This is a genomic window from Rhodococcus sp. NPDC055112 (genome assembly GCF_053607505.1).
The window spans coordinates 54,573-74,477 of record NZ_JBSGTR010000001.1 but is presented as its reverse complement, the minus strand read 5'-3'; the positions used below and the strand labels follow the sequence as shown (position 1 = coordinate 74,477).

15 protein-coding genes are annotated in these 19,905 nt (G+C 68.5%); 7 read left to right on the top strand and 8 right to left on the bottom strand.

Features of this window, described 5'->3' with window-relative positions; all coding sequences use genetic code 11:
• Positions 1 to 90: 90 nt before the first annotated feature.
• Together ACWFRB_RS00305 and ACWFRB_RS00300 are read right to left on the bottom strand one after the other, a co-directional pair.
• Entirely contained in the window at positions 91 to 2,691 is a 2,601-nt protein-coding gene (locus ACWFRB_RS00305) for a transglycosylase domain-containing protein (RefSeq protein ID WP_452638314.1), read from the bottom strand.
• Between the two features lie 85 nt (positions 2,692 to 2,776).
• Entirely contained in the window at positions 2,777 to 3,205 is a 429-nt protein-coding gene (locus ACWFRB_RS00300) for a DUF5318 domain-containing protein (protein WP_452637968.1), read from the bottom strand.
• A gap of 201 nt (positions 3,206 to 3,406) precedes the next feature.
• Here ACWFRB_RS00300 and ACWFRB_RS00295 point away from each other — a divergent pair, with 201 nt between their 5' ends.
• The 5 genes from ACWFRB_RS00295 to ACWFRB_RS00275 all read left to right on the top strand — a co-directional run bounded on the left by ACWFRB_RS00295 (position 3,407) and on the right by ACWFRB_RS00275 (position 11,413).
• Positions 3,407 to 4,279 (top strand): DUF1707 SHOCT-like domain-containing protein, encoded by an 873-nt coding sequence (locus tag ACWFRB_RS00295; protein ID WP_452637967.1) that lies wholly within the window; start codon positions 3,407 to 3,409, stop codon positions 4,277 to 4,279.
• Positions 4,280 to 4,303: 24 nt separating this feature from the next.
• A complete protein-coding gene (locus tag ACWFRB_RS00290) occupies positions 4,304 to 5,095 on the top strand; it encodes a DUF1707 SHOCT-like domain-containing protein (protein ID WP_452637966.1) in 792 nt (263 codons plus the stop codon).
• 128 nt (positions 5,096 to 5,223) lie between these two features.
• A complete protein-coding gene (locus ACWFRB_RS00285; protein ID WP_027502104.1) occupies positions 5,224 to 5,784 on the top strand; it encodes a PadR family transcriptional regulator in 561 nt (186 codons plus the stop codon).
• Positions 5,777 to 6,871, top strand: a complete 1,095-nt coding sequence (locus ACWFRB_RS00280; RefSeq protein WP_077040003.1) for an inositol-3-phosphate synthase — start codon at positions 5,777 to 5,779, stop codon at positions 6,869 to 6,871. Before ACWFRB_RS00285 ends, ACWFRB_RS00280 begins: the two co-directional genes overlap by 8 nt.
• Positions 6,872 to 6,991: 120 nt before the next feature.
• Positions 6,992 to 11,413: an nSTAND1 domain-containing NTPase gene (locus ACWFRB_RS00275; RefSeq protein WP_452637965.1), complete on the top strand. Its 4,422-nt coding sequence runs from the start codon at positions 6,992 to 6,994 to the stop codon at positions 11,411 to 11,413.
• A gap of 25 nt (positions 11,414 to 11,438) precedes the next feature.
• Here the strand turns inward: ACWFRB_RS00275 and ACWFRB_RS00270 are convergent, their stop codons facing one another.
• The 6 genes from ACWFRB_RS00270 to ACWFRB_RS00245 all read right to left on the bottom strand — a co-directional run bounded on the left by ACWFRB_RS00270 (position 11,439) and on the right by ACWFRB_RS00245 (position 18,573).
• Positions 11,439 to 13,709 carry a transglycosylase domain-containing protein gene (locus tag ACWFRB_RS00270; RefSeq protein WP_452637964.1) on the bottom strand — a complete coding sequence of 757 codons (2,271 nt, stop codon included), beginning with the start codon at positions 13,707 to 13,709 and terminating at the stop codon, positions 11,439 to 11,441.
• Between the two features lie 86 nt (positions 13,710 to 13,795).
• Entirely contained in the window at positions 13,796 to 13,990 is a 195-nt protein-coding gene (locus ACWFRB_RS00265) for a hypothetical protein (RefSeq protein ID WP_452637963.1), read from the bottom strand.
• Between the two features lie 10 nt (positions 13,991 to 14,000).
• Positions 14,001 to 14,801, bottom strand: coding sequence for a carbohydrate ABC transporter permease (locus tag ACWFRB_RS00260; RefSeq protein WP_097210921.1), 801 nt, complete (start codon positions 14,799 to 14,801; stop codon positions 14,001 to 14,003).
• Between the two features lie 119 nt (positions 14,802 to 14,920).
• On the bottom strand, positions 14,921 to 16,006 hold the full coding sequence (locus ACWFRB_RS00255) for a carbohydrate ABC transporter permease (protein WP_452637962.1): 1,086 nt from the start codon (positions 16,004 to 16,006) through the stop codon (positions 14,921 to 14,923).
• A 69-nt stretch (positions 16,007 to 16,075) separates the two neighbouring features.
• The gene (locus tag ACWFRB_RS00250; protein WP_452637961.1) at positions 16,076 to 17,353 is read right to left on the bottom strand and encodes an ABC transporter substrate-binding protein; all 1,278 of its coding nucleotides are present in this window, start codon (positions 17,351 to 17,353) and stop codon (positions 16,076 to 16,078) included.
• A 146-nt stretch (positions 17,354 to 17,499) separates the two neighbouring features.
• Positions 17,500 to 18,573, bottom strand: a complete 1,074-nt coding sequence (locus tag ACWFRB_RS00245) for an ABC transporter ATP-binding protein (RefSeq protein WP_452637960.1) — start codon at positions 18,571 to 18,573, stop codon at positions 17,500 to 17,502.
• 156 nt (positions 18,574 to 18,729) lie between these two features.
• On the opposite strand from ACWFRB_RS00245, the gene ACWFRB_RS00240 reads away from it, so the two are divergent.
• Together ACWFRB_RS00240 and ACWFRB_RS00235 are read left to right on the top strand one after the other, a co-directional pair.
• The gene (locus ACWFRB_RS00240) at positions 18,730 to 19,398 is read left to right on the top strand and encodes a maleylpyruvate isomerase family mycothiol-dependent enzyme (protein ID WP_452637959.1); all 669 of its coding nucleotides are present in this window, start codon (positions 18,730 to 18,732) and stop codon (positions 19,396 to 19,398) included.
• Positions 19,388 to 19,810, top strand: coding sequence for a YybH family protein (locus ACWFRB_RS00235; protein WP_452637958.1), 423 nt, complete (start codon positions 19,388 to 19,390; stop codon positions 19,808 to 19,810). The genes ACWFRB_RS00240 and ACWFRB_RS00235 overlap by 11 nt, the downstream gene beginning before the upstream one ends.
• Positions 19,811 to 19,905 lie beyond the last annotated feature (95 nt).

The following is a 19,905-nucleotide window of genomic DNA, read 5'->3' as shown; positions in this document are numbered from 1 at the left end:
GCCCGCGAGCTCCTGTGGTGGAGCCTGCGGAACGACCGTCACGGTGCTGTCGTCAGGTTGCTCGGCCACCGCTGTGACGTTACCGATCGGCTATCGGTTCGGCCGGACCGGCGCTCCCTGCGGGTTGCCCCCGGCTCCTTGCGCGTTGGCTCCCGGGCTCAGCCCCTCCTCGGCCTCGACCTCTTCCTCCGTCGGCTGGCCCGGCGACGGACCCGGATCGACCGTCGCGGGCGGTGTGGTCGGCTTCGGCGCCAGACCCGGCAGCGGGATCGTCACGCCGGGCAGGACCTCCACCTGACGCGGGGTGATGATGACTGGCGGCAGCGTGAACCCCGGTGCAGGCGTCGGGCTCGGCGTGACGGCCGTGGTCTTCGGCGGCACATACGGCGCGGTGTACGCGGGCACACCCGCCTGACCGGCGATCGCCTCGGGCTTCGGGAAGGTCTCGACGTCGGTGCCCTTCAGCGCGCCGTCCATCGTGGCCTTCCAGATGTCGGACGGGAGCCCCGAGCCGTACATCAGTCCGCCGTAGCTGTTCTGCAGCGGCAGGCCCTGCTCGGTGCCCACCCACACGGCGGTGGCCAGCGACGGGGTGTAGCCGACCATCCATGCGTCCTTGTTCTGGCCGGTGTCGCCGAGCTGTGCGGTGCCGGTCTTCGCGGCGGACGGACGCCCGCCGGCCAGGCCGTGATTGCGGGAGTAACCCGCGATCGGCTGCATGGCGGAGGTGACGTTGTCGGCGACGGCGGGCTTGAGCCTGGTCTCGCCTGCCGGCGCGGACCCGCGATCGAGGAGCACGGTGCCGTCGCCGGTGACGACCTTCTGCACGAAGTGCGGCGCGCGGTAGACGCCGGAGGCGGCCAGGGTCGCGTACGCGGAGGCCATGTCGATCACGCGGGACTGATACTGACCCAACACGATTCCGTACTCGGACTTACCGTTCGGCTCCTGCAGGGTGGTGCCCTTGATGGTGGGGATCTCCTCGGGGATGCCGGCCTTGTGGGCGATGTCCGCGATCTTCTCCGGGCCGTTCTCGATGGACATCATCTGTCGGTAGAAGCTGGTGTTCAGCGAACGCTTGAGCGCCTCGGCGATGGTGCAGGTGCCGCAGGACTCGCCCTCGACGTTGGTGATGGTGGTGCCGCCGATCGTCAGCGGCCCACTGTCGTACATCTTCGACAGCGGGATGCCCTGATCGAGCGCGGCCGCGAGACCGAACACCTTGAACGACGAACCGGTCTGCAGGCCGGACTGGGCGAAGTCGAAGCCGGCGCCGTCGGCGCCGCCGTAGTAGGCCCGCACCCCGCCGGACTTCGGGTCGACCGAGACGACCGCGGTGCGCAGCTCGGGCTTCTCGCCCTCCATGTTGTTGTTGACCGCGTCGACGGCGGCCTGCTGGGCCTGCTGGTCGATGGTCGTGGTGATCTGCAGTCCCTCGGTGTTGAGGACCTGCTCGTTGATGCCGTTCGCGGCGAGTTCCTTGATCACCTGGCTACGGATCAGGCCGTCAGGACCCTTCGCCGAGACGCCATTGTCGATCTCGGACTGCGCGATCGTGTGCGGGTACTTGGCGCCCGCCCGCTCGGCCGCGCTGAGGGTGTTCGCGGTGACCATGCCGTCGAGGACGTAGCCCCACCGGGTCGCGGCACCGGTCGGGTTCGTCTCGGGGTCGAGCAGCGACGGCAGCTGGATGCTCGCCGCGAGCACGGCGCCCTCCTCCACCGTGAGCTCACCGACCGGCTTGTTGAAGTAGGCCTTTGACGCGGCCGCGATGCCGTACGCGCCGCGACCGAAGTAGATGGTGTTCAGGTAGGCGACGAGGATGTCGTCCTTGGACCACTGCCTGGCCATCTTCGAGGAGATGACCAGCTCACGCATCTTGCGGGTGAGGGCGCGCTCGTCACCGACCAGCGCGTTCTTCACGTACTGCTGGGTGATCGTCGAGCCACCGCCCGCGTCTTCCCTGCCGAGGACGTTGTCGCGCGCGGCCCGGGCGAAGCCGGAGACGGAGAACCCGGGGTTGGTGTAGAAGTCCCGATCCTCGGCCGAGAGCACGGCGTTGCGCACGTGCGGCGGGATCTGGTCGATGGTGACGTCGGTGCGGTTGCCCTCCGGCGGGACGATCGTGCTGATCACGGAGGTGCCGTCGCTGTTGTAGATCGTGGCGACCTGGTTCGTCTTGATGTCGCCGGGCTTGGGCACGTCGGCGCCCGTGTAGGCGACCATGAACGTCAGCAGCGGCACAACGAGTCCGATGGCGACGAGGCCGGCCACCGTGCGGCGGATGATCTTCCAGCGCTTCGAGCCGCCCTTCTTCGGCGGCTTCGGCGGCTGACCGCCGGACGAGCCACCCCTGGCCTTCGGCGGCGGGCCCGCCGGGGGACGGCCGCCGGGTCCGTTGCCGCTACCCGACGCGGTGCGGGGTGCGGGGGGTCGTTGTGCCGGGGGCCGCTGCGCCGCGGGACGGGGCGCCTGGCCGCGAGCGGCGTAGTTGGGCTGACCGTGGTTCGGCGGCGGGTATCCGGGGGCCTGGTTGGGGCGCGGCGGCATGCCCTGCGGGTACCCGGGCGCCTGGTTGGGCCGGGCCTGCGGGTATCCGGGTTGAGCGTTGGGCTGTGAGTACCCCGGCGGTCGGCCGCCCGGTGGCGGGCCACCCGGCCGCGGCTGTCCGGCGGGTCGACCACCCTGCATGTTGTCGTAGGGGGAACTCACGTAGGAATCTCCAGTGCTCACGTAGACACGGCTGTGTCAGTTACATCGTTCGGCGGGGTGGTGCTCACTCACTCGCAATGCGGCGACTCGGCGCACGCGCACCCGAGGGGCGGCGCGCCCGTTTCGGGGCGGGGACCGCTCCGAGCACATACGACTGCACCAGGTGGTTCCAACTGCAGGTGCGGCACACCTCGACGACGTGGACGGAGAACTCCTCCTGGGTCGTCGCCAGCCGAACCAGCTCCTCCGACGTACGCGCCGAACCCGAGATCGGGCCCAGCCTGTCGCCGAACACCCACGAGACGAGGGTGAGCTGTTCTTTCCTGCAGATCGGACAGGTCGCGTCGGAGCCCCTGCCGTGGAACTTCGCCGCGCGCAGCAAGTAGGGACCGGCATCGCACACCTCGGCGACACCCGTCCGGCCGGAGTAGACCTCGGCCAGCAGGGATCGCCGCTGTAGCGCGTAGTCCACCACCTGCCGCTGCAATCGCACGTGACCAGAGTACGTGGGCAATCGTGCGAGGTGTCGGGTTGGCGGCGGCGCGAGCTGCGACACGCCGGGCCGACACCCGCGGCGCACCCCACCCGACCAGTGGCTGCGCCGCGCCCGCACCGGATCGCGAATCGACACTGTCGATCGCGCCACTACCCGGCTGCCGGACCCCGTCACACCGCTTCTCCTATCATTTCGACCGTGGCCAGCCGCAACACGACCCGAGCGCGTGACATCGACCGCTCGAACACCTGCACGCTGCTCGACGCCGGGTACGGCGACGGACAGCTCGACTTCGACGAGCACAAGTCGCGCACCTCCGCGGCCATGTCCGCAAGGACCCTCGGCGAGCTGGAGTCACTGGTCACCGACCTGCAACTACCGAAGGCCCTCACCGATACGCTCGCCGCGCCGGACCGGCCGGCATCCCCGCGCCGCCTGGTGCTGCTGGTCGGCGTCGCGGTCGCCGCGGTGGTGGCCGCGGTGACACTCACCGCGCTGAACAAGGACGGCCCCGACCCGGCGCCGGCAGCCGCCGCACCGGTGGTCGCGCCGCTCGCGCCGAATCCACCCGCGCCGCCTGCTCCCGACAAGTACGCCGACGTCGCGCCGGTGGTCATCCCGCAGATCGACACCAGCACCGCGAACGGCATCGAGCAGTTCATCACCAGATATCGGGACAAGTTCGGTGACACCCTCGTCTACGAGGCGACCTTCTTCGGCGACTACGCCCGCCTGACTCGGGTGGTCCCCGACCAGCCCGGCCGGGAGCAGCCGTACTCCTTCCGCGGCGGCTTCGAGGCCGACTCCGCGACGAGCCACTCCGGGGCCGAACCGCCGTTCGACCTGGCGAGCATCGACCTCCGCGCCCTGGCCGGCCACCTCGGCGGCGCCGCGGAGTCGCTGCGGGTGCCGGGCGGGGTGATCAGCCACATCAGCACCGAGGTCGACCAGGACGACGGCCCACAGATCTCCGTCCACGTGAACAACGAGGCGACCGGCGCGAGCGGCCACATGTACCTGCGTCCCAACGGGGAGATCGCCGGCATGTATCCCGACTCACCCAACGGATAGACGGCGCACTCCTATGCTCGGCTGGTGCCGAGCAAATCCTCGCTGCGCATGCGCGCCCGTGACACCGACCGCGTCGACGTGTGCGGACTCCTCGATTCCGCCCACGACGACGGCCAGCTCTCCGACTTCGAACACCGCGACCGCACCAAGGCTGCGATGTCCGCCCGGACCCTCTCCGAGCTCGACGCGCTGGTGTCCGACCTGCAGATCCCCGACAAGCTGAAGGGGTCGCTGCCCGTCCAGCCTGCCGATTCCGGACGCCGGATCCCGGGCGTCGCCGCTGCCGTCGCGGTCGCTGCCGTGGTGGCGCTCGGCGCCGTCGTGTTCTCCGCGATCGGCGGCGGCGGAAACGACGCAGACGCTCCGGACCGCCCCGAGAACGTGCTGTCCGCGCCGGGACTCGCCCAGATGATCGACGAGCTGCGCGCCGGGTATGGCGACGCGGTGGTCGACGAGGCGACGATCTATCCCGAGTACGCACTGATCCAGCGCGCCGAGCCCGGGGCACCCGGCATGTACCAGGACGTCGACTACCGGGACGGACTCCAGGAGCCCGATTCCCGCACCGGGCGGGATCCCAAGACCGTGCCGGTCGATCTGGCCCGGCTGGACATCCAGGCTGTGGGCGGGCTGCTGCTCGGCGCCCCGCAGACCCTTGGCGTGGCCACACCGGATTCGATCCACATGTCCGTCGAGAACGGGGACCAGGGCCCCGAGGTGTCGATGTACCTGTCCGACGGGCGATTGGGGACGTCGGGACACCTGACCGCGGGGTTCGACGGGGAGGTCTACTCGATCTTCCCCGCGACGGCATAGCCCGACCCTCGGCCCACACCTAGGCGTGACACCTTGTCACACAAATGTGCCTTGTCGTAGGCTCCTATATATCGGCGCGATATAGTTTGCTGTCGCATCAATCGATAGGTGACTCAGGAGGTGCAGTGATGCTCGAACTCGCGATCCTCGGGCTGCTCCTCGAGTCACCCATGCACGGCTACGAGCTGCGCAAGCGGCTGACCGGCCTGTTGGGCGCGTTCCGCGCCTTCTCCTACGGTTCGCTCTACCCGACACTGCGCCGCATGCAGACCGACGGGTTGATCGCCGAGGACGCCGGTCCGACGGGCGCCTCCATGCGACGTGCCCGCCGCGTATATGAGCTGACCCCTGCCGGCAGGCAGCGGTTCGCCGAACTGGTCGCCGACACCGGTCCGCAGAACTACACGGACGACGGTTTCGGCGTTCACCTCGCCTTCTTCAGCCGCACCCCCGCCGAGGCGCGGATGCGGATCCTCGAGGGCAGGCGACGTCAGGTCGAGGAGCGCCGCGAGGGGCTCCGTGAGGCCGTCGGGCGGACCACCGGTTCCCTCGACCGCTACACCCGGCAGCTGCATCAGCTCGGTCTCGAATCGAGCGAGCGCGAGGTGCGCTGGCTCAACGAGCTGATCGTGGCCGAACAAACATCGACAGCAGTACCCAAGAAAGAAGGAGAACCCGACCATGGGTGAGAACAGCACCTCGGTGCGCGTGGCCATTGTGGGCGTGGGGAACTGTGCCTCGTCCTTGGTCCAGGGAGTCCACTACTACAAGGACGCCGACGAGACGGCCACCGTGCCTGGCCTGATGCATGTGAAGTTCGGTCAGTACCACGTCCGCGACGTCGAGTTCGTCGCCGCGTTCGACGTGGACGCCAAGAAGGTCGGCTTCGACCTCTCCGAGGCGATCCTCGCCAGCGAGAACAACACCATCAAGATCGCCGACGTGCCGCCGAGCAACGTCACCGTGCAGCGGGGCCCGACCCTCGACGGCATCGGCAAGTACTACGCCCAGACCATCGAGGTCTCCGATCTCGAGCCGGTCGACGTTGTCGCGGCGCTCAAGGCGGCCAAGGTCGACGTCGTCGTGTCCTACCTCCCGGTGGGCTCCGAGGATGCCGACAAGTTCTACGCCCAGTGCGCGATCGACGCGGGCGCCGCGTTCGTCAACGCCCTGCCCGTGTTCATCGCCTCCGACCCGGAGTGGGCCGCCAAGTTCAAGGACGCCGGCATCCCGATCGTCGGCGACGACATCAAGAGCCAGGTCGGTGCCACCATCACCCACCGCGTGATGGCGAAGCTGTTCGAGGACCGCGGTGTCGTGCTGGACCGCACGTACCAGCTCAACGTCGGCGGCAACATGGACTTCAAGAACATGCTCGAGCGCGAGCGCCTGGAGTCCAAGAAGGTCTCCAAGACCCAGGCCGTGACGTCGAACCTGACCGGCGCACTCGCAGGCAAGGTGCACGACCGCAACGTCCACATCGGCCCCTCGGACTACGTGGAGTGGCTCGACGACCGTAAGTGGGCGTACGTCCGCCTCGAGGGCCGCGCCTTCGGCGACGCCCCGCTGAACCTGGAGTACAAGCTCGAGGTCTGGGACTCCCCGAACTCGGCCGGCATCATCATCGACGCCGTCCGCGCCGCCAAGATCGCGCTCGACCGCGGCATCGGCGGACCGGTCTACCCGGCGTCGGCGTACCTGATGAAGAGCCCGCCGGTCCAGATGGCCGACGACAAGGCCCGCGCCGAGCTCGAGGCGTTCATCATCGAGGCATAGTCCCGCACCAAACGCGGCGAAGGGCACGTTTGTTCGGTTGATCCGAACGGACGTGCCCTTCAGCCATTTCGGGCGACAGTCAGCTGCGCCGGGCTACGGCAATCGGGTAGTCGACTACGCGTGCCCGAGGCCGCGAGCCGGTTCATTCTGAACCTGGACGCCGCCTACCCTGCGATGGGAGTGGTCATGTCGCGGGTGTTCATCACATACTCCAGCCGGGACCGCCGCCAGGCGATCGCACTCAAGCGATGGCTGGCGGAGCGGGAGCCCGGCCTGGCACGCGAGATCTTCCTCGACGTCGACGTCGATACCGGCCTCCCGCTGGGAATCCGGTGGAAGGACGCACTCCGAAAGGCAAAGGACCGGTGCGAGGCGGTCATCGTCCTGCTCTCACCGGCCTGGGAGAGCTCGCACGAGTGCAAGCTCGAGTACCGCCATGCGGAGGACCTGAACAAGCCGGTCTTCGTCGTCCGGCTCGAGCCGATGGAGAGCGGTGAGATCACCCGGGAGTGGCAGCGCTGTGACCTGTTCGGCGACGGACCGAAGACCGAGGTATCGCTCGGTGACGGGTCGGAGCCGGTGGAGTTCCTGACCGAGGGCCTGGAACGGTTGCGCGCCGGGCTGTGCGCGGCGGGAGTCGGCGCCGACCGCTTCCCGTGGCCGCCACCCGGTGACCCGAACCGGGCGCCCTATCGGGGGTGGGAACCGTTCGAGGAGGTCGACGCCGCCGTCTATTTCGGGCGCGACGCGCAGATCCTCGACGGGCTCGACCGCCTGCGTGGCATACGCAACACAGGTGTGGAGTCGCTGTTCGTGATTCTCGGACCGTCCGGGGTCGGCAAGTCCTCGTTCCTGCGGGCCGGACTCCTGCCACGGCTGCGGCGCGACGACCGGAACTACCTGCTGCTCGACATCGTTCGGCCCGAACGCAACGCGCTCACCGGCGATTCCGGGTTGGCCCAGTCGATTCACGCGATGCGCGTGCGCCTGGGGCTCACCCGGCCGACACTCGGGGAGATCAAGGCCGCCTGCCCCGACGGCGTCGAGCGTCTCCGTGAGTGGCTGCTCGAAGCGCAGCAGGCCGCCCGAGCGCGCGTCCTGGACCTGCCCCCCGATGCGCCTGCCCCCGCGTTGATCCTGCCGGTTGACCAAGCCGAGGAACTGTTCGGCGTAGATGCGGGAGCGCAAGCCCGCCAACTTCTTTCGCTGCTCGCGCGCCTGATGCGGGACGCAAACGGCGACCGGGTGTCGATGTTCGTCGTGCTGACGATCCGCGCCGACCTCTACGAGGCGTGGCAGACGGCGCCGGAACTGGCCGGCCTGAAGAGCGCGGTGTTCGGCGAACTGAAGCCCATGCCGCCGACCCAGTTCAAGGAGGTCGTGGTCGGTCCCGTCCGGCGCGCAGGCGAGACCGGCCGCCAGCTTCGGGTGGAGCCTGCGCTGGTGGACCGGTTGCTGGAGGAATGCGGGCAGGGCGCGGACACGCTGCCGCTCCTGTCGCTGACCCTCTCGCGGCTGTACAGGGACTACGGCGGCGACGTCGACCTGACACTGGACGAGTACACGGCCATGGGCGGGATGTCGCGCGTGGTGCAGACCGAGATCGACTCGGCGCTCGCGGCCGACCCCGGCGAAAGGCAGCGGCAGCTCGAACGGCTGCGCCGGGCCTTCATCCCCTGGCTGGCGACGATCAACCCGGACAGCGACCAGCCGATGCGACGCGTCGCGCGCTGGTCCGACATCCCGGCCGAGAGCCGACCACTGATCGACGTACTGGTGGCCAAGCGCCTGCTGGTCAAGGACGAGCGCGGCGGCGAGACGGTGGTCGAGGTGGCCTTGGAGAGCCTGCTGCGCCAGTGGGACGAGCTGGCCGGGTGGCTGCGGTCCGAGGCCGAGGACCTCAAGGCCGCGGATCGCCTCGAGGGTGCAGCCACCGAATGGGAGCGCCGTGACAGGGACGAGGACTGGCTCCTGCAGGGGACGCGACTGGAGGACGCCGAGGTCCTTTCGGCCAAAACGGATTTCATCGATCGACTGCAGCCGACGCGGGGTTTCCTGCTGGCCTCGCGGGAGGGGGAGACCGCCCGGACCGAGGAGGAGAAGCGTCGCCGGGAGGCAGAACTGCAGGCCGCCAAGGACAAGCAGCAGGCGGCGGAGGCCCTCGCCGAGGCGGAGACGGAGGCCAAGGAGCAGGCGCAGGCGCACACGGCGGCGCTGCGCAAGAGGGCGTGGGTGCTGCGGGCGGTGCTGGCGGTGACGCTTGTCGTGGCGATGGTCGCCGTGGTCTTCTACTTCCGGGAGCGCGATCGCGCTCGCGAAGTGTTGGCGGCGCGCGTGAAATACGAAGGCCAGTCGATGCTTGCCGGTGCGCATCCTGGCGGCGAGTACCGCGGACTCGAGCAGTTGCTCACCGCGCCGCACATCTCTCCCGCCGCCGCCGACGACGACGCCATGCTCGGCGCACTGGACGACCTGCGCAATGTGGTCAAGATCATCGGCACCCCGGATCTGGTCGGAAGCGCGGCCTTCAGCCCGGACGGCAACCACATCGTGTCCGGCGGCAGCGACGGAACGGTACGGCTGTGGAACGCCCGCACGGGGCAACCGGAGGGTGTGCCCATGACGGCTGATCGCGGCGGCCTGAGCCGCGTTGCGTTCAGCCACCACGGCCGGACCATCGCGGCGGGCGGAAGCGACGGCGTTGTGCGGCTTTGGGAAACGAATACCCAGAAGCCCCTCAACACTCCCGACACCGGCGACCCGAGCGCAGTTCTTGACCTGGCGTTCATGATCGATGACCGACGAATCGTCTCGGCCACATACGACGGCGACGTCCAGTGGTGGGATGCCGACAAGGGGCGACCAGACAGCGAGCCGGCCCGCAACCTGGCCGGTGGAACGGTCCTGTGTTTGGCAGTCAGCCCCGACGGAAGGTGGCTGGCGACCTGCAGTCGCGACGTCGCGACGGGCAACATGGACAACAACATTCGGCTGTGGGATCTGTCGACCCCCGAATACGACCAGGTCGGCGAGGGTATGGGCGATCGGATCCAAAGCCTTGCCTTCAGCCCGGACAGCGATCGAATCGTCTCCGGTAGCACGGACGGGACCGTGCAGGTGTGGGATACGGAGCGCCGCGCGCCGATCGGCGCGCGTATGGCCGGCCACGAAGCCCCGGTGACCAGCGTGGCCCTCAGCCCCGACGGTCAGCGGATCGTCTCCGGAGACCAGATTGGCACCATCCGTGTCTGGGATGTGGCGACCGGTCGTCCCGCCGGCTCACCCCTGGTCGGCCACAAGGGAAACGTGACAAGCGTCGCGTTCAGTAGCGACGGCAGTCGGATCCTCTCCGCCAGCGCGGACACGACCATGCGGATCTGGGATGCAACCACAGCGGTGGGGATGACCGGGCACTCCAGTGAGAGTCTGGGCGTGTACAGCGTTCGATTCAGCGAGGACGGCAGCCGTATTGCCTCGGCAAGCGTGGATGGCGCGCGGCTGTGGGGCGCTGACACGGGAAGGCCAGCCGGGTTCTTGGCAGGACAAGGTTTCCCCATCGCCTTTGGCAACAGCCGTGATTGGGGCTTGTTCGTTATCGGCAGTCGGGACGGAACCGTCAGTCGATGGGATGCTTCCGGGCAACCCCTCGGCGCTCCGATCACCAGTCCGGGACTCGCGAGCGTGGACGTCAGCTGGAATGGCAGGTGGATCGTCACCGGCGGTGAGGACGGCGCGGTGCGCCGCTGGGACGCCCGCACCGGCCAGCAGCTCAGCGAGCAGCTGAGCACACACAAGAGCAGGGTGAATCTGATCGCCTTCAGCCCCGACGACCGCATGTTCGTCACAGGGAGCTACGACAACACGCTGCGTCGCTGGGATGCGGCAACCGGAAATGCCCTCGGAGAACCGATGACGGTGAACCCCGACGCTCCACCGGTATCGGTGGATTTCAGCCCGGACGGGCGGACCCTCGCCTCCGGCGACGATGTCGGCACCGTCCGCAGATGGGACGCAGAGACCGGCGAAGCGCTCGGGGAACCCATGACCGGGCACAAGGGTTCGGTGTACGCGGAGTTCAGCCCCGACGGTCGCATGATCGTCTCGTACGGGTTCGACACCATTCTGCGCCGCTGGGACGCTCGCACCGGCGAACTACTGGGCGAAGCGACGACCCAGAGCTGGAACGCCGCGGTCGAGTTCAGCCCGGACAGCCGCCGCCTCGTCTCCGCCGGAACCTACGGCGTCCGGCTGTGGAACGCCGATACCGGGGAATCCATCGGCGAGTCGATGGGGGGTCACACGGGCCAGGCCTTGTCTGTCGACTTCAGCCCCGACGGACGCTCGATCGTCTCGGGCGGTACCGACCACACCGTACGTCGGTGGCCGGTTCCCCCACTCGATCCGGCAGAGTTGCCGGACACCCTGTGCGACAAGCTCACCCACAACATGAGCCAGGTCGAGTGGGACGAATGGATCTCACCTGACATCGACTACGTCACGGTCTGCCCCGACCTTCCGGGCCCCGAGGACGGAACCGGCTGACCCCAAGTTCGGGTTACTGGCACGGTCAGCCCGGCAGCGGGATGACGATGCCCGGCAGGATCTCCACATTCCTCGGCGGGGGAGGCGGCGGGAGCGGGGCGGGCGGCACGAACACCGGCGGGGCCGGGGCCTCGACCGGGGGCGCACCCTCCTGCACAGGCGGGGCCACCGGGGCCTGCGGCAATGGTGCCTGCTGTGCCGGGCCGCCCGTGTTGGTGCGGGAACCGTCGCCGGTGCCGCCCCCCGAATACGCGGGCACACCCGACTGGCCACCGATGGGTTGCGGCCACGGGAAGGTCTCCCAGTCGGTGCCCTCCAGCGCGCCGTCCATCGTGCCCTTCCAGATGTCCGATGGCAGCCCCGACCCGTAAATCGATCCGCCCCACTGGTTCACGATCGCCTGCGACTGCTCGGTGCCGACCCAGACCGCGGTGGACAGCGACGGCGTGTAGCCGACCATCCACGCGTCCTTGTTCATTCCGGTGTCGCCGAACTGCGCGGTCCCGGTCTTGGCGGCCGACGGCCTGCCGCCGTACAGGGCGTGCCCGTTCGAGTAGACCGCGATCGGCAGCATCGCCTGGGTGACGTTGTCGGCTACCGCGGCATCGAGCCGCCGTTCTCCCTGCGGCGCAGGACGATCCAGCAGCACCGCGCCGTCCGCCGTCACCACCCGCTGCACGAAGTAGGGCTGATGGTAGATTCCGGACGCGGCCAGCGTCGCGTACGCGGACGCCATGTCGATCGGACGGGACTGGTACTGCCCCAACACGATTCCGTTCTCAGGCGGTCCGCCGTCCTGGGTCAGGCTCTCGCCCTCGACGCCGGGGATCTGCTTCGGGATGCCCGCCTCGTGCGCGGCATCGGCGATCTTCTGCGAGCCGTTCTCCATCGACAGGGTGAGCCGGTAGAAGCTGGTGTTCAGCGACTGCTTGAGCGCCTGCGCGATGGTGCAGGTCCCGCAGCCGTCGCCGCCCACGTTCGTGATCTCCACCTGCCCGACGGTGAGCGGGGCGCTGTTGAACATCGTCTGCAGGCCCTTGCCCTCCTTGAGCAGGGCGGCCAGCCCGAACACCTTGAACGCGGACCCGGTCTGCAGCGGCGACTGCGCGAAATCGAAACCGGCCCCGTCGGATCCGCCGTAGTACGCGCGGACCGCGCCGCTGCGCGGATCGATGGACACCACCGCCGCGCGCAACTCCTGGGGCTCGCCCGCCATCGTCTCGCGCACCGACTCCAGCGCCGCGTCCTGCGCCCTCGGGTCGATGGTCGTGGTGATCTGCAGCCCCTCGGTGTTCAGCTGCTGCTCGCTGATCCCGGCCGCGGCCAACTCGGCGAGCACCTGTGCGCGGATCAGCCCCTCCGGTCCGCGCGCCGCGTTCGCATCCACCAGCTGACTCGACGGCACCACCGCCGGGAACAGCGCCGCGGACCGCTCCTCCTTCGACAGCTCGCCCTGGCTGACCATGCCGTCGAGCACGTACCGCCAGCGGGACTCGAGCCTGGCGCGGTTGGTCTCGGGGTCGAGGCTGGATGGGCTCTGGATGACAGAGGCGAGCACGGCGCCCTCCTCGACCGTGAGCTCCTCGACCGGCTTGTTGAAGTAGGCCTTCGACGCGGCCGCGATGCCGTACGCGCCGCGACCGAAGTAGATGGTGTTCAGGTAGGCGGCGAGGATGTCGTCCTTGGACCACTGCCTGGCCATCTTCGAGGAGATGACCAGCTCACGCATCTTGCGGACGACGTTCCGGTCCGCGCCGACCAGGGTGTTCTTGACGTACTGCTGGGTGATCGTCGAGCCGCCGCCCGCGCTGGCCTTGCCGAGGATGTTGTCGCGCGCGGCCCTGGCGAAGCCGGAAAGGGAGAACCCGGGGTTGGTGTAGAAGTCCCGATCCTCGGCGGACAGGACCGCCTGCCGGACGTGCTCGGGGATCTGCGCCAGCTCGACGTCGGTGCGGTTGCCCTCCGGCGGCACGACTTTCGTGATCGTCGAACCGTCGGTGGCGAAGATCGTCGCCACCTGGTTGGTGCGCATGTCCGAGGGACGCGGCACCTCGGCCTGCCAGTAGCCGACCGCGAACACCGCGGCAGGCACGACCAGCAACAGCGTGACGAGCCCGGCCGCGATCCACAGGAACAGGCCGCGCCTACTCCGCTTCGGGGGAGTGGGCTCACCACCCGGCGGGTCGCCACCACCCGGCTCTTCGGGCGGCGGCGGCGTCGTCGGGGCAGTGCTGGTGGGCGAGCTCACATGCAGGATTCCTGTCTGGGAGACCGAGTCTTCCCTGCATCCTGACATTCGTAAACAGGCGTGGCCAACGACGCGCCACAAGTTCGCCGCCCCGCCGTCGGCGTGTCACCAGATTCACCCGCGAAGGATGAGGATCAGCGCACCCTTCGCCACACCGCGACGGCCAACCCCAGCAACACAGCACAGCCCGCCAGCACCAGCGATTCGGTGATACCGGCCTCGCCTCGCACGATCCCGGCCACCGCCGCGATGAACGCCATGACCGTGAAGAACCCGAGGATCCCGATCAGCATCTCGACCTGCTGTCGGCGCCGCGCCCGGTTCTTCACGAGCGACGGCTCACGACTTGACGCCGCCCGCGGTCAGACCCGACACGATCCGGCGCTGGAAGATCAGCACCATGATCACGAGCGGGACCGTCACCAGCGTGCCCGCCGCCATCACCGCGGTGTACGGCTGCGAGAAGGAGTCCGGGCCCTCGAACCGGGCGATCGCCACCGTCACCGGCTCGGTCGCGCGGGTGGAGAGCATGTTCGCCAGCATGTACTCGTTCCACGTCGCGATGAAGGCGAGGATCGCGGTGGTGAACAGGGCAGGCGCGGCCAGCGGCAGGATCACCTTCCGGAAGGCCTGTCCCCGCGAGGCGCCGTCGACCCGGGCCGCCTCCTCGAGCTCCCACGGCAGGTCGCCGAGGAAGGAGGTCAGCGTGTAGATGGTCAGCGGCAGCACGAACGAGATGTTCGGGACGATCAGCGCCTGGTAGTGGCCGATCCAGCCGATGTCACCGAACAGCTGGAACAGCGGCGTCACCAGCGCCACGCCGGGGAACATCGACGCCGCCAGGATGATGCCGGTCACGACGTACTTGCCGCGGAACTCGATCCGCGCCAGCGCGTACGCGGTGAAGATGCCGAGCATCATCGCCACCGCGGTGGTCGCGGCGCCGATGATGAGGCTGTTGACGATGGCGCCGAGGAAGTCGTTGCCCTTGTCGGTGGCCAGCGCGTCCCGGAAGTTGTCGAGCGTGACGTAGGTCGGCCACGGGGTGGTGTCGAAGGTGTGGTCGACGTCCCGGAACGCGGTGATGACCATCCAGTAGAACGGGGCAAGCCCCCAGATCAGGATGATGGCCGCGCCCATGTAGGTGCGCACGCTCGGCCACGGGGAGCGCCGACGACGCTCGGTCGGCGCGGCCTGCTCATGGCTGCGACCGAAGGGCGACTTCGCCAGCTCGTCGCTGCGGTGCCGTCCCGCCATCACTACTTGTCTCCCTTGCGCTGTTCGTCCTGCGTACGCACCGCGTTGGCGCCGAGGAACTTCACCATGATGAAGGCCACCGCGAAGATCATCAGGAACACCAGCGTCGACAGCGCGGACGCGCTGTTGAAGTTGCCGTTGCGGATGTCCGCGACCACCAGGATCGACATCGTGGTGGTCGGGGTGGCGCCGCTGTCGCCGTTGAGGATCGCGGGCAGGTCGTACATGCGCAGCACGTCGAGGGTACGGAACAGGACCGCCACCATCAGCGCGGGCTTGACCAGCGGCAGCGTGATCTGGGTGAACCGCTGCCAGGCGCTGGCTCCGTCCACCTTGGCGGCCTCGTAGACGTCCTGCGGGATCATCTGCAGCCCGGCCAGGATGAGCAGCGCCATGAACGGCGTCGTCTTCCAGACGTCGGCGACGATCACCGCGAACCGGGACGCCCACGGATCCGTCGTCCACGCGATGTCGGTCCCGAGGATCTTGTTGGCGATGCCGTTCTCCGCGAAGATGAAGAACCACAGCTTGGCGGTGACCGCCGTCGGGATGGCCCACGGGATCAGCACCGCGGCCCGCAGCAGCGAACGCCCGAAGAAGGTGCGGCCCATGATCGTCGCCATCCACAGGCCCAGCAGGACCTCGATCGTGACGGTGACGACCGCGAAGAAGAAGGTGATCCCGACGGACGGCCAGAAGTCGGCGCCCAGGGTGCCGGGCGGGCAGGACCCCATCCCGGAACCGCAGTTCTGGGTCAGCCACATCAGGTAGTGATCGAAGCCGGCGAAGCCGCCCTTGGTGAACGTGCCGGTCACCGGGTCGAGGCCCTTGTCGGCCTGGAACGAGAGCCAGATGGCCCGCAGGACCGGGTAGAGGATGACGATCGCCAGGATCACCATCGTCGGCGCGATCAGCCACACCGCCCGCAGGTCTCGCTTGCGCGGTGGGGGTGCTACGTCGTCGCGACCCGGATACCCGCTGTCGGGTACCTCGCGCCCGGAGGCGCTGACGTCGCGGCCGGAGTCGGTGAGGACTCCGGCCGCGGCGCGGGCCTCGTCTGCCTGCCGTGGCCCAGCAGAGTCAGCCATCGTTGGTGTACCTGGTTCTCTTCGTGATTCGAACTGCCAGGACCCGAGCCGGGTCCTGGCCTTACTGACTTACTTGGACGCGGCCGAGATGGCCGCGGACATGTCCGCGGTCGCCTGGTCGACACTCTTCTTACCGGTGATGGCGGCGTACGCGTTGTCCTGGATCGCCTTGGTGACGGCGTTGTAGAACGGCGTGACCGGGCGCGGCACGGCGTTCTCCAGCGCGGCCTTGAGCGCGGGCAGGTACGGGTACTTGGCGATCAGCGCGGCGTCGTCGTACACGGACGCGAGCACCGGCGGGAACGACGCGTCCGCGAAGGACTGCTGGTTCTCCGGGTTCTGCACGAACTCGACGAAGTCGCGAGCGGTCTGCTTGCTCTTCGAGTTCACGTTGATGCCGTTGTTGTAGCCGCCAAGGGTGGACGCGCCGGGGCCTGCGGGGCCGACGATCGGCGCGACCGCGACGTTGCCCTTGACCTTGGAGCTGTCCTTCTCGGCGTTCGAGTACATGTACGGCCAGTTGTAGGCGTACATGGACTCGCCACCGACGAACGCGAGGTTGGTCTCCTCCTCGGTGAAGCCGGTGGAGCGCTTGGCGATCTGGCCCTTCCCGTAGGCGTCGACGAGCGACTTCAGGCCGGCCTTGGCCTCGGGCGACTCGACCTCGGGGGTCTGGCCGTCGGGGCCGACGACCGAGCCGCCCCAGGAGTTGATCGCCTGGGTGGTGTTCACGGTCAGGCCCTCGTACTGCTTGAGCTGGGTGACCAGGCAGTCCACGGACTTGGCGGTGGCCGCGGCGCAGCTGTCGGTGAGCGCCTGCCAGTTCGCAGGCGCCGTCGGCATCAGGTCGGTGCGGTAGTAGAGCAGCTGCGCGTTGGTGTTCTGCGGGGCCGCGTACAGCTTGTCGCGGTAGGTCGCGCTGGCGACGGTGGCGGGCAGCAGGCCGGAGGTCTGGATCGCCAGGTCACCCTCGAGCGGCTGCAGCCAGCCGTTGGCGGCGAACTCGGCGGTCCAGGTGACATCGAGCGCCATCACGTCGTAGTCGGAGTTGCCTGCCTGCAGCGACTGGACCAGCTTGTCGCGCTGGTCGTCGGCCTCGCCGGGGAGTTCCTTGAGCTCGACCTGCTCGTCCGGGTGCGTGGCGTTCCAGCTCGCGATGACCGGGGTGAGCTTGTCCGTGTCGTTCTTGCCCATCGCGAACGAGATCGGACCACGGCCGCCGGTGTTCTCAGCCGAGGCGTCGCCGGAGCCGGAGCCGCTGTCGCTCGAGCAACCGGTGATCGCGAGCAGCGATGCGGCAGTTGCCGCGACCGCCGCACGGCGGACCGCCTTCGTATTCAGAACCATGGAGTATCTCCCCGGTAGTCGGTGGATCGGATCGGTCGGTCCGGCGCAGCACGAATCGCGCGACGCCGATGCCCGTGTCGTTGCCTACTGTGGCACGGAACACCGCCGAACCGAGACATTACGTCGAACCTGAATCGGTCAGGAATCTAGTCGAGCCTGCGGCCGTCCGCAGCGGAGAACAAGTGCAGCTCGGAGGGGTCGACGTGCAGCCGAACCTGCTGGCCCTTCTGCGGCGGGTTGCGCCAGTCGGCGCGGGCGACCACCTCGTGCGGGGCGCCTGCGAGGGTGGTGCGGCCGTAGATGTACGCGTCCGAGCCGAGCTCCTCGACCACGTCCACCTCCATCGGGATGCCATGGTCGGAGAGCTCCAGGTGCTCGGGGCGGATGCCGAGCACCACCTCCGGCTCGTGCGCAAGGGCGAGGGCGCCGCGCGGCACCGGGATCACGGTGTCGCCGAACAGCACGCCGCCGTCCGTGACGGGCAGGGTGAACAGGTTCATCGAGGGCGAGCCCATGAAGCCGGCCACGAACATGTTGGCGGGCCGGGAATACAGCTCGCGCGGCGAGGCGCACTGCTGCAGCAGTCCGTCCTTGAGCACGGCGACCCGATCGCCCATCGTCATCGCCTCGACCTGATCGTGGGTGACGTAGACGGTGGTGGTGCCGAGCCTGCGCTGCAGCTGCGCGATCTGGGTGCGGGTCTGCACGCGCAGCTTCGCGTCCAGGTTGGACAGCGGCTCGTCCATGAGGAACACCTGCGGCTGGCGCACGATCGCGCGGCCCATCGCGACGCGCTGACGCTGGCCGCCGGAGAGCGCCTTCGGCTTGCGCTCGAGGTACTGCGAGAGGTCGAGGAGCTTCGCGGTCTCCTCCACCCGCTGGCGGATCTCCGCCTTCGGGGTGCCCGCCAGCTTCAGCGCGAAGCCCATGTTCTCGGCTACCGACATGTGCGGGTACAGCGCGTAGTTCTGGAACACCATCGCGATGTCCCGTTCCTTCGGCTCGGTGCCGGTGACGTCCTTGTTGCCGATCAGGATGCGTCCGGAGTCGACCTCCTCCAGTCCCGCGAGCATGCGCAGCGAGGTGGACTTGCCGCAGCCGGACGGGCCGACCAGGACGAGGAACTCGCCGTCCTCGATGTGCAGGTTCAGCTTGTCCACGGCCGGCGTGGTGGAGCCGGGGAACACGCAGCTGGTGGAGTCGTAGGTGACTGTCGCCATGGTGTCGATCGATCCCTTCACCGGCAGGAACGTGCCGGACGATCCGAGTTGAGGGTGGTGCGCGGCCAGTATCGCAGAGCAGCCCGATGAGTTCCGCCGTCGAGGCGGGTCTACCTGTTCACACGCCCTACGGGCCCGATGGCAGGAGATTGTGCGATGACCGGTGGTGACCTGACACAGGAGCAGATCCGCCCGATGATCGCGGCGGAGCGGATGGAGCTGGCGGAACTGCTGGCGGGGCTGCCCGAGGCGGCCTGGGACTCCCCGACGCTCTGCGAGGGCTGGCGGGTCCGCGAGGTCGTCTCGCACATGACCATGGCGTACCGGTATTCGATGCTGCAGGTGGTGTTCGGGATCGCCAAGGCGGGTGGCAACTTCAACCGGATGGCCGACCGGGCGGCAAGGAAGGACGCGGAGGAGCTGACCTCAGGGCAACTCGTGGCGTCGCTCCGCGAAAACGTTGACCATCCATGGAAGCCACCGGGTGGCGTCTACGAGGGGGCGTTGTCGCATGACGTGATCCACGGCCTCGACATCACCACCGGGCTCGGGCTCGACCGCACGGTGCCCGCTGACCGCGTACGCGTCGTCCTGGGCGACCTGTCGACCAAGAATCTGAAGTACTTCGGCACTGACCTGCACGGTGTCGAGCTGCGGGCAACCGACCTGGACTTCGCCATCGGATCGGGGAAGCCCGTCACCGGACACGCACAGGACATCCTCCTCGCCCTCTGCGGACGGAAGCTTCCACACGATCGGTGCGGGGCGAGCAGGCACCGCGGTTCACACAGCGGTCCAACGGGAAGGACTGATCATGACCGATGACACCGAACAGATCCGAGCCCTGATCGAACGCTGGGCCGTCGCGGTGCACGAGGGGGACCTGGGCGGTGTCCTCGCCGACCACAGCGAGGACATCGTCATGTTCGACGTGCCGCCGCCGTGCGAGGGCGTCCGCGGCCTCCCCGCCTACCGGGAGACCTGGCCACAGTTCTTCGAGTGGCATTCCAGGGGAGCGGTTTTCGAGATCGTCTCTCTCGACGTCACCGCCGGGGAGGACGTCGCGTTCGCGCACGCGCTGCTGCGGTGTGGACTACCGCAGGAACTCGCAGAACGCCCCCAGAACCGCCTGCGCGTGACGATGGGCCTGCGCCGCGAAAACGGCGGCTGGGTCATCGCCCACGAACACCACTCGTTCCCCGACTTCGACGCGGTGGAAGACGCCGGCAGCGCGTGACGGTCACGACGGCCTCTTCTCTACACATTTCGTACCGCTCGTCACGTTTCGGTCTCGCCGCTAACTCCTGGCCGCCCGGTGCCGATTGACTGTTG

Bases quoted from the DNA above. Each gene is read 5' to 3' on its own strand.
- ACWFRB_RS00305 (WP_452638314.1), bottom strand. From the start codon at position 2,691: ATGCAGGGTGGTCGACCCGCCGGACAGCCGCGGCCGGGTGGCCCGCCA.
- ACWFRB_RS00285 (WP_027502104.1), top strand. From the start codon at position 5,224: ATGCTCGAACTCGCGATCCTCGGGCTGCTCCTCGAGTCACCCATGCAC.
- ACWFRB_RS00280 (WP_077040003.1), top strand. From the start codon at position 5,777: ATGGGTGAGAACAGCACCTCGGTGCGCGTGGCCATTGTGGGCGTGGGG.
- ACWFRB_RS00270 (WP_452637964.1), bottom strand. From the start codon at position 13,709: ATGTCAGGATGCAGGGAAGACTCGGTCTCCCAGACAGGAATCCTGCAT.
- ACWFRB_RS00260 (WP_097210921.1), bottom strand. From the start codon at position 14,801: ATGGGCGCGGCCATCATCCTGATCTGGGGGCTTGCCCCGTTCTACTGG.
- ACWFRB_RS00255 (WP_452637962.1), bottom strand. From the start codon at position 16,006: ATGGCTGACTCTGCTGGGCCACGGCAGGCAGACGAGGCCCGCGCCGCG.
- ACWFRB_RS00250 (WP_452637961.1), bottom strand. From the start codon at position 17,353: ATGGTTCTGAATACGAAGGCGGTCCGCCGTGCGGCGGTCGCGGCAACT.
- ACWFRB_RS00245 (WP_452637960.1), bottom strand. From the start codon at position 18,573: ATGGCGACAGTCACCTACGACTCCACCAGCTGCGTGTTCCCCGGCTCC.
- ACWFRB_RS00240 (WP_452637959.1), top strand. From the start codon at position 18,730: ATGACCGGTGGTGACCTGACACAGGAGCAGATCCGCCCGATGATCGCG.
- ACWFRB_RS00235 (WP_452637958.1), top strand. From the start codon at position 19,388: ATGACCGATGACACCGAACAGATCCGAGCCCTGATCGAACGCTGGGCC.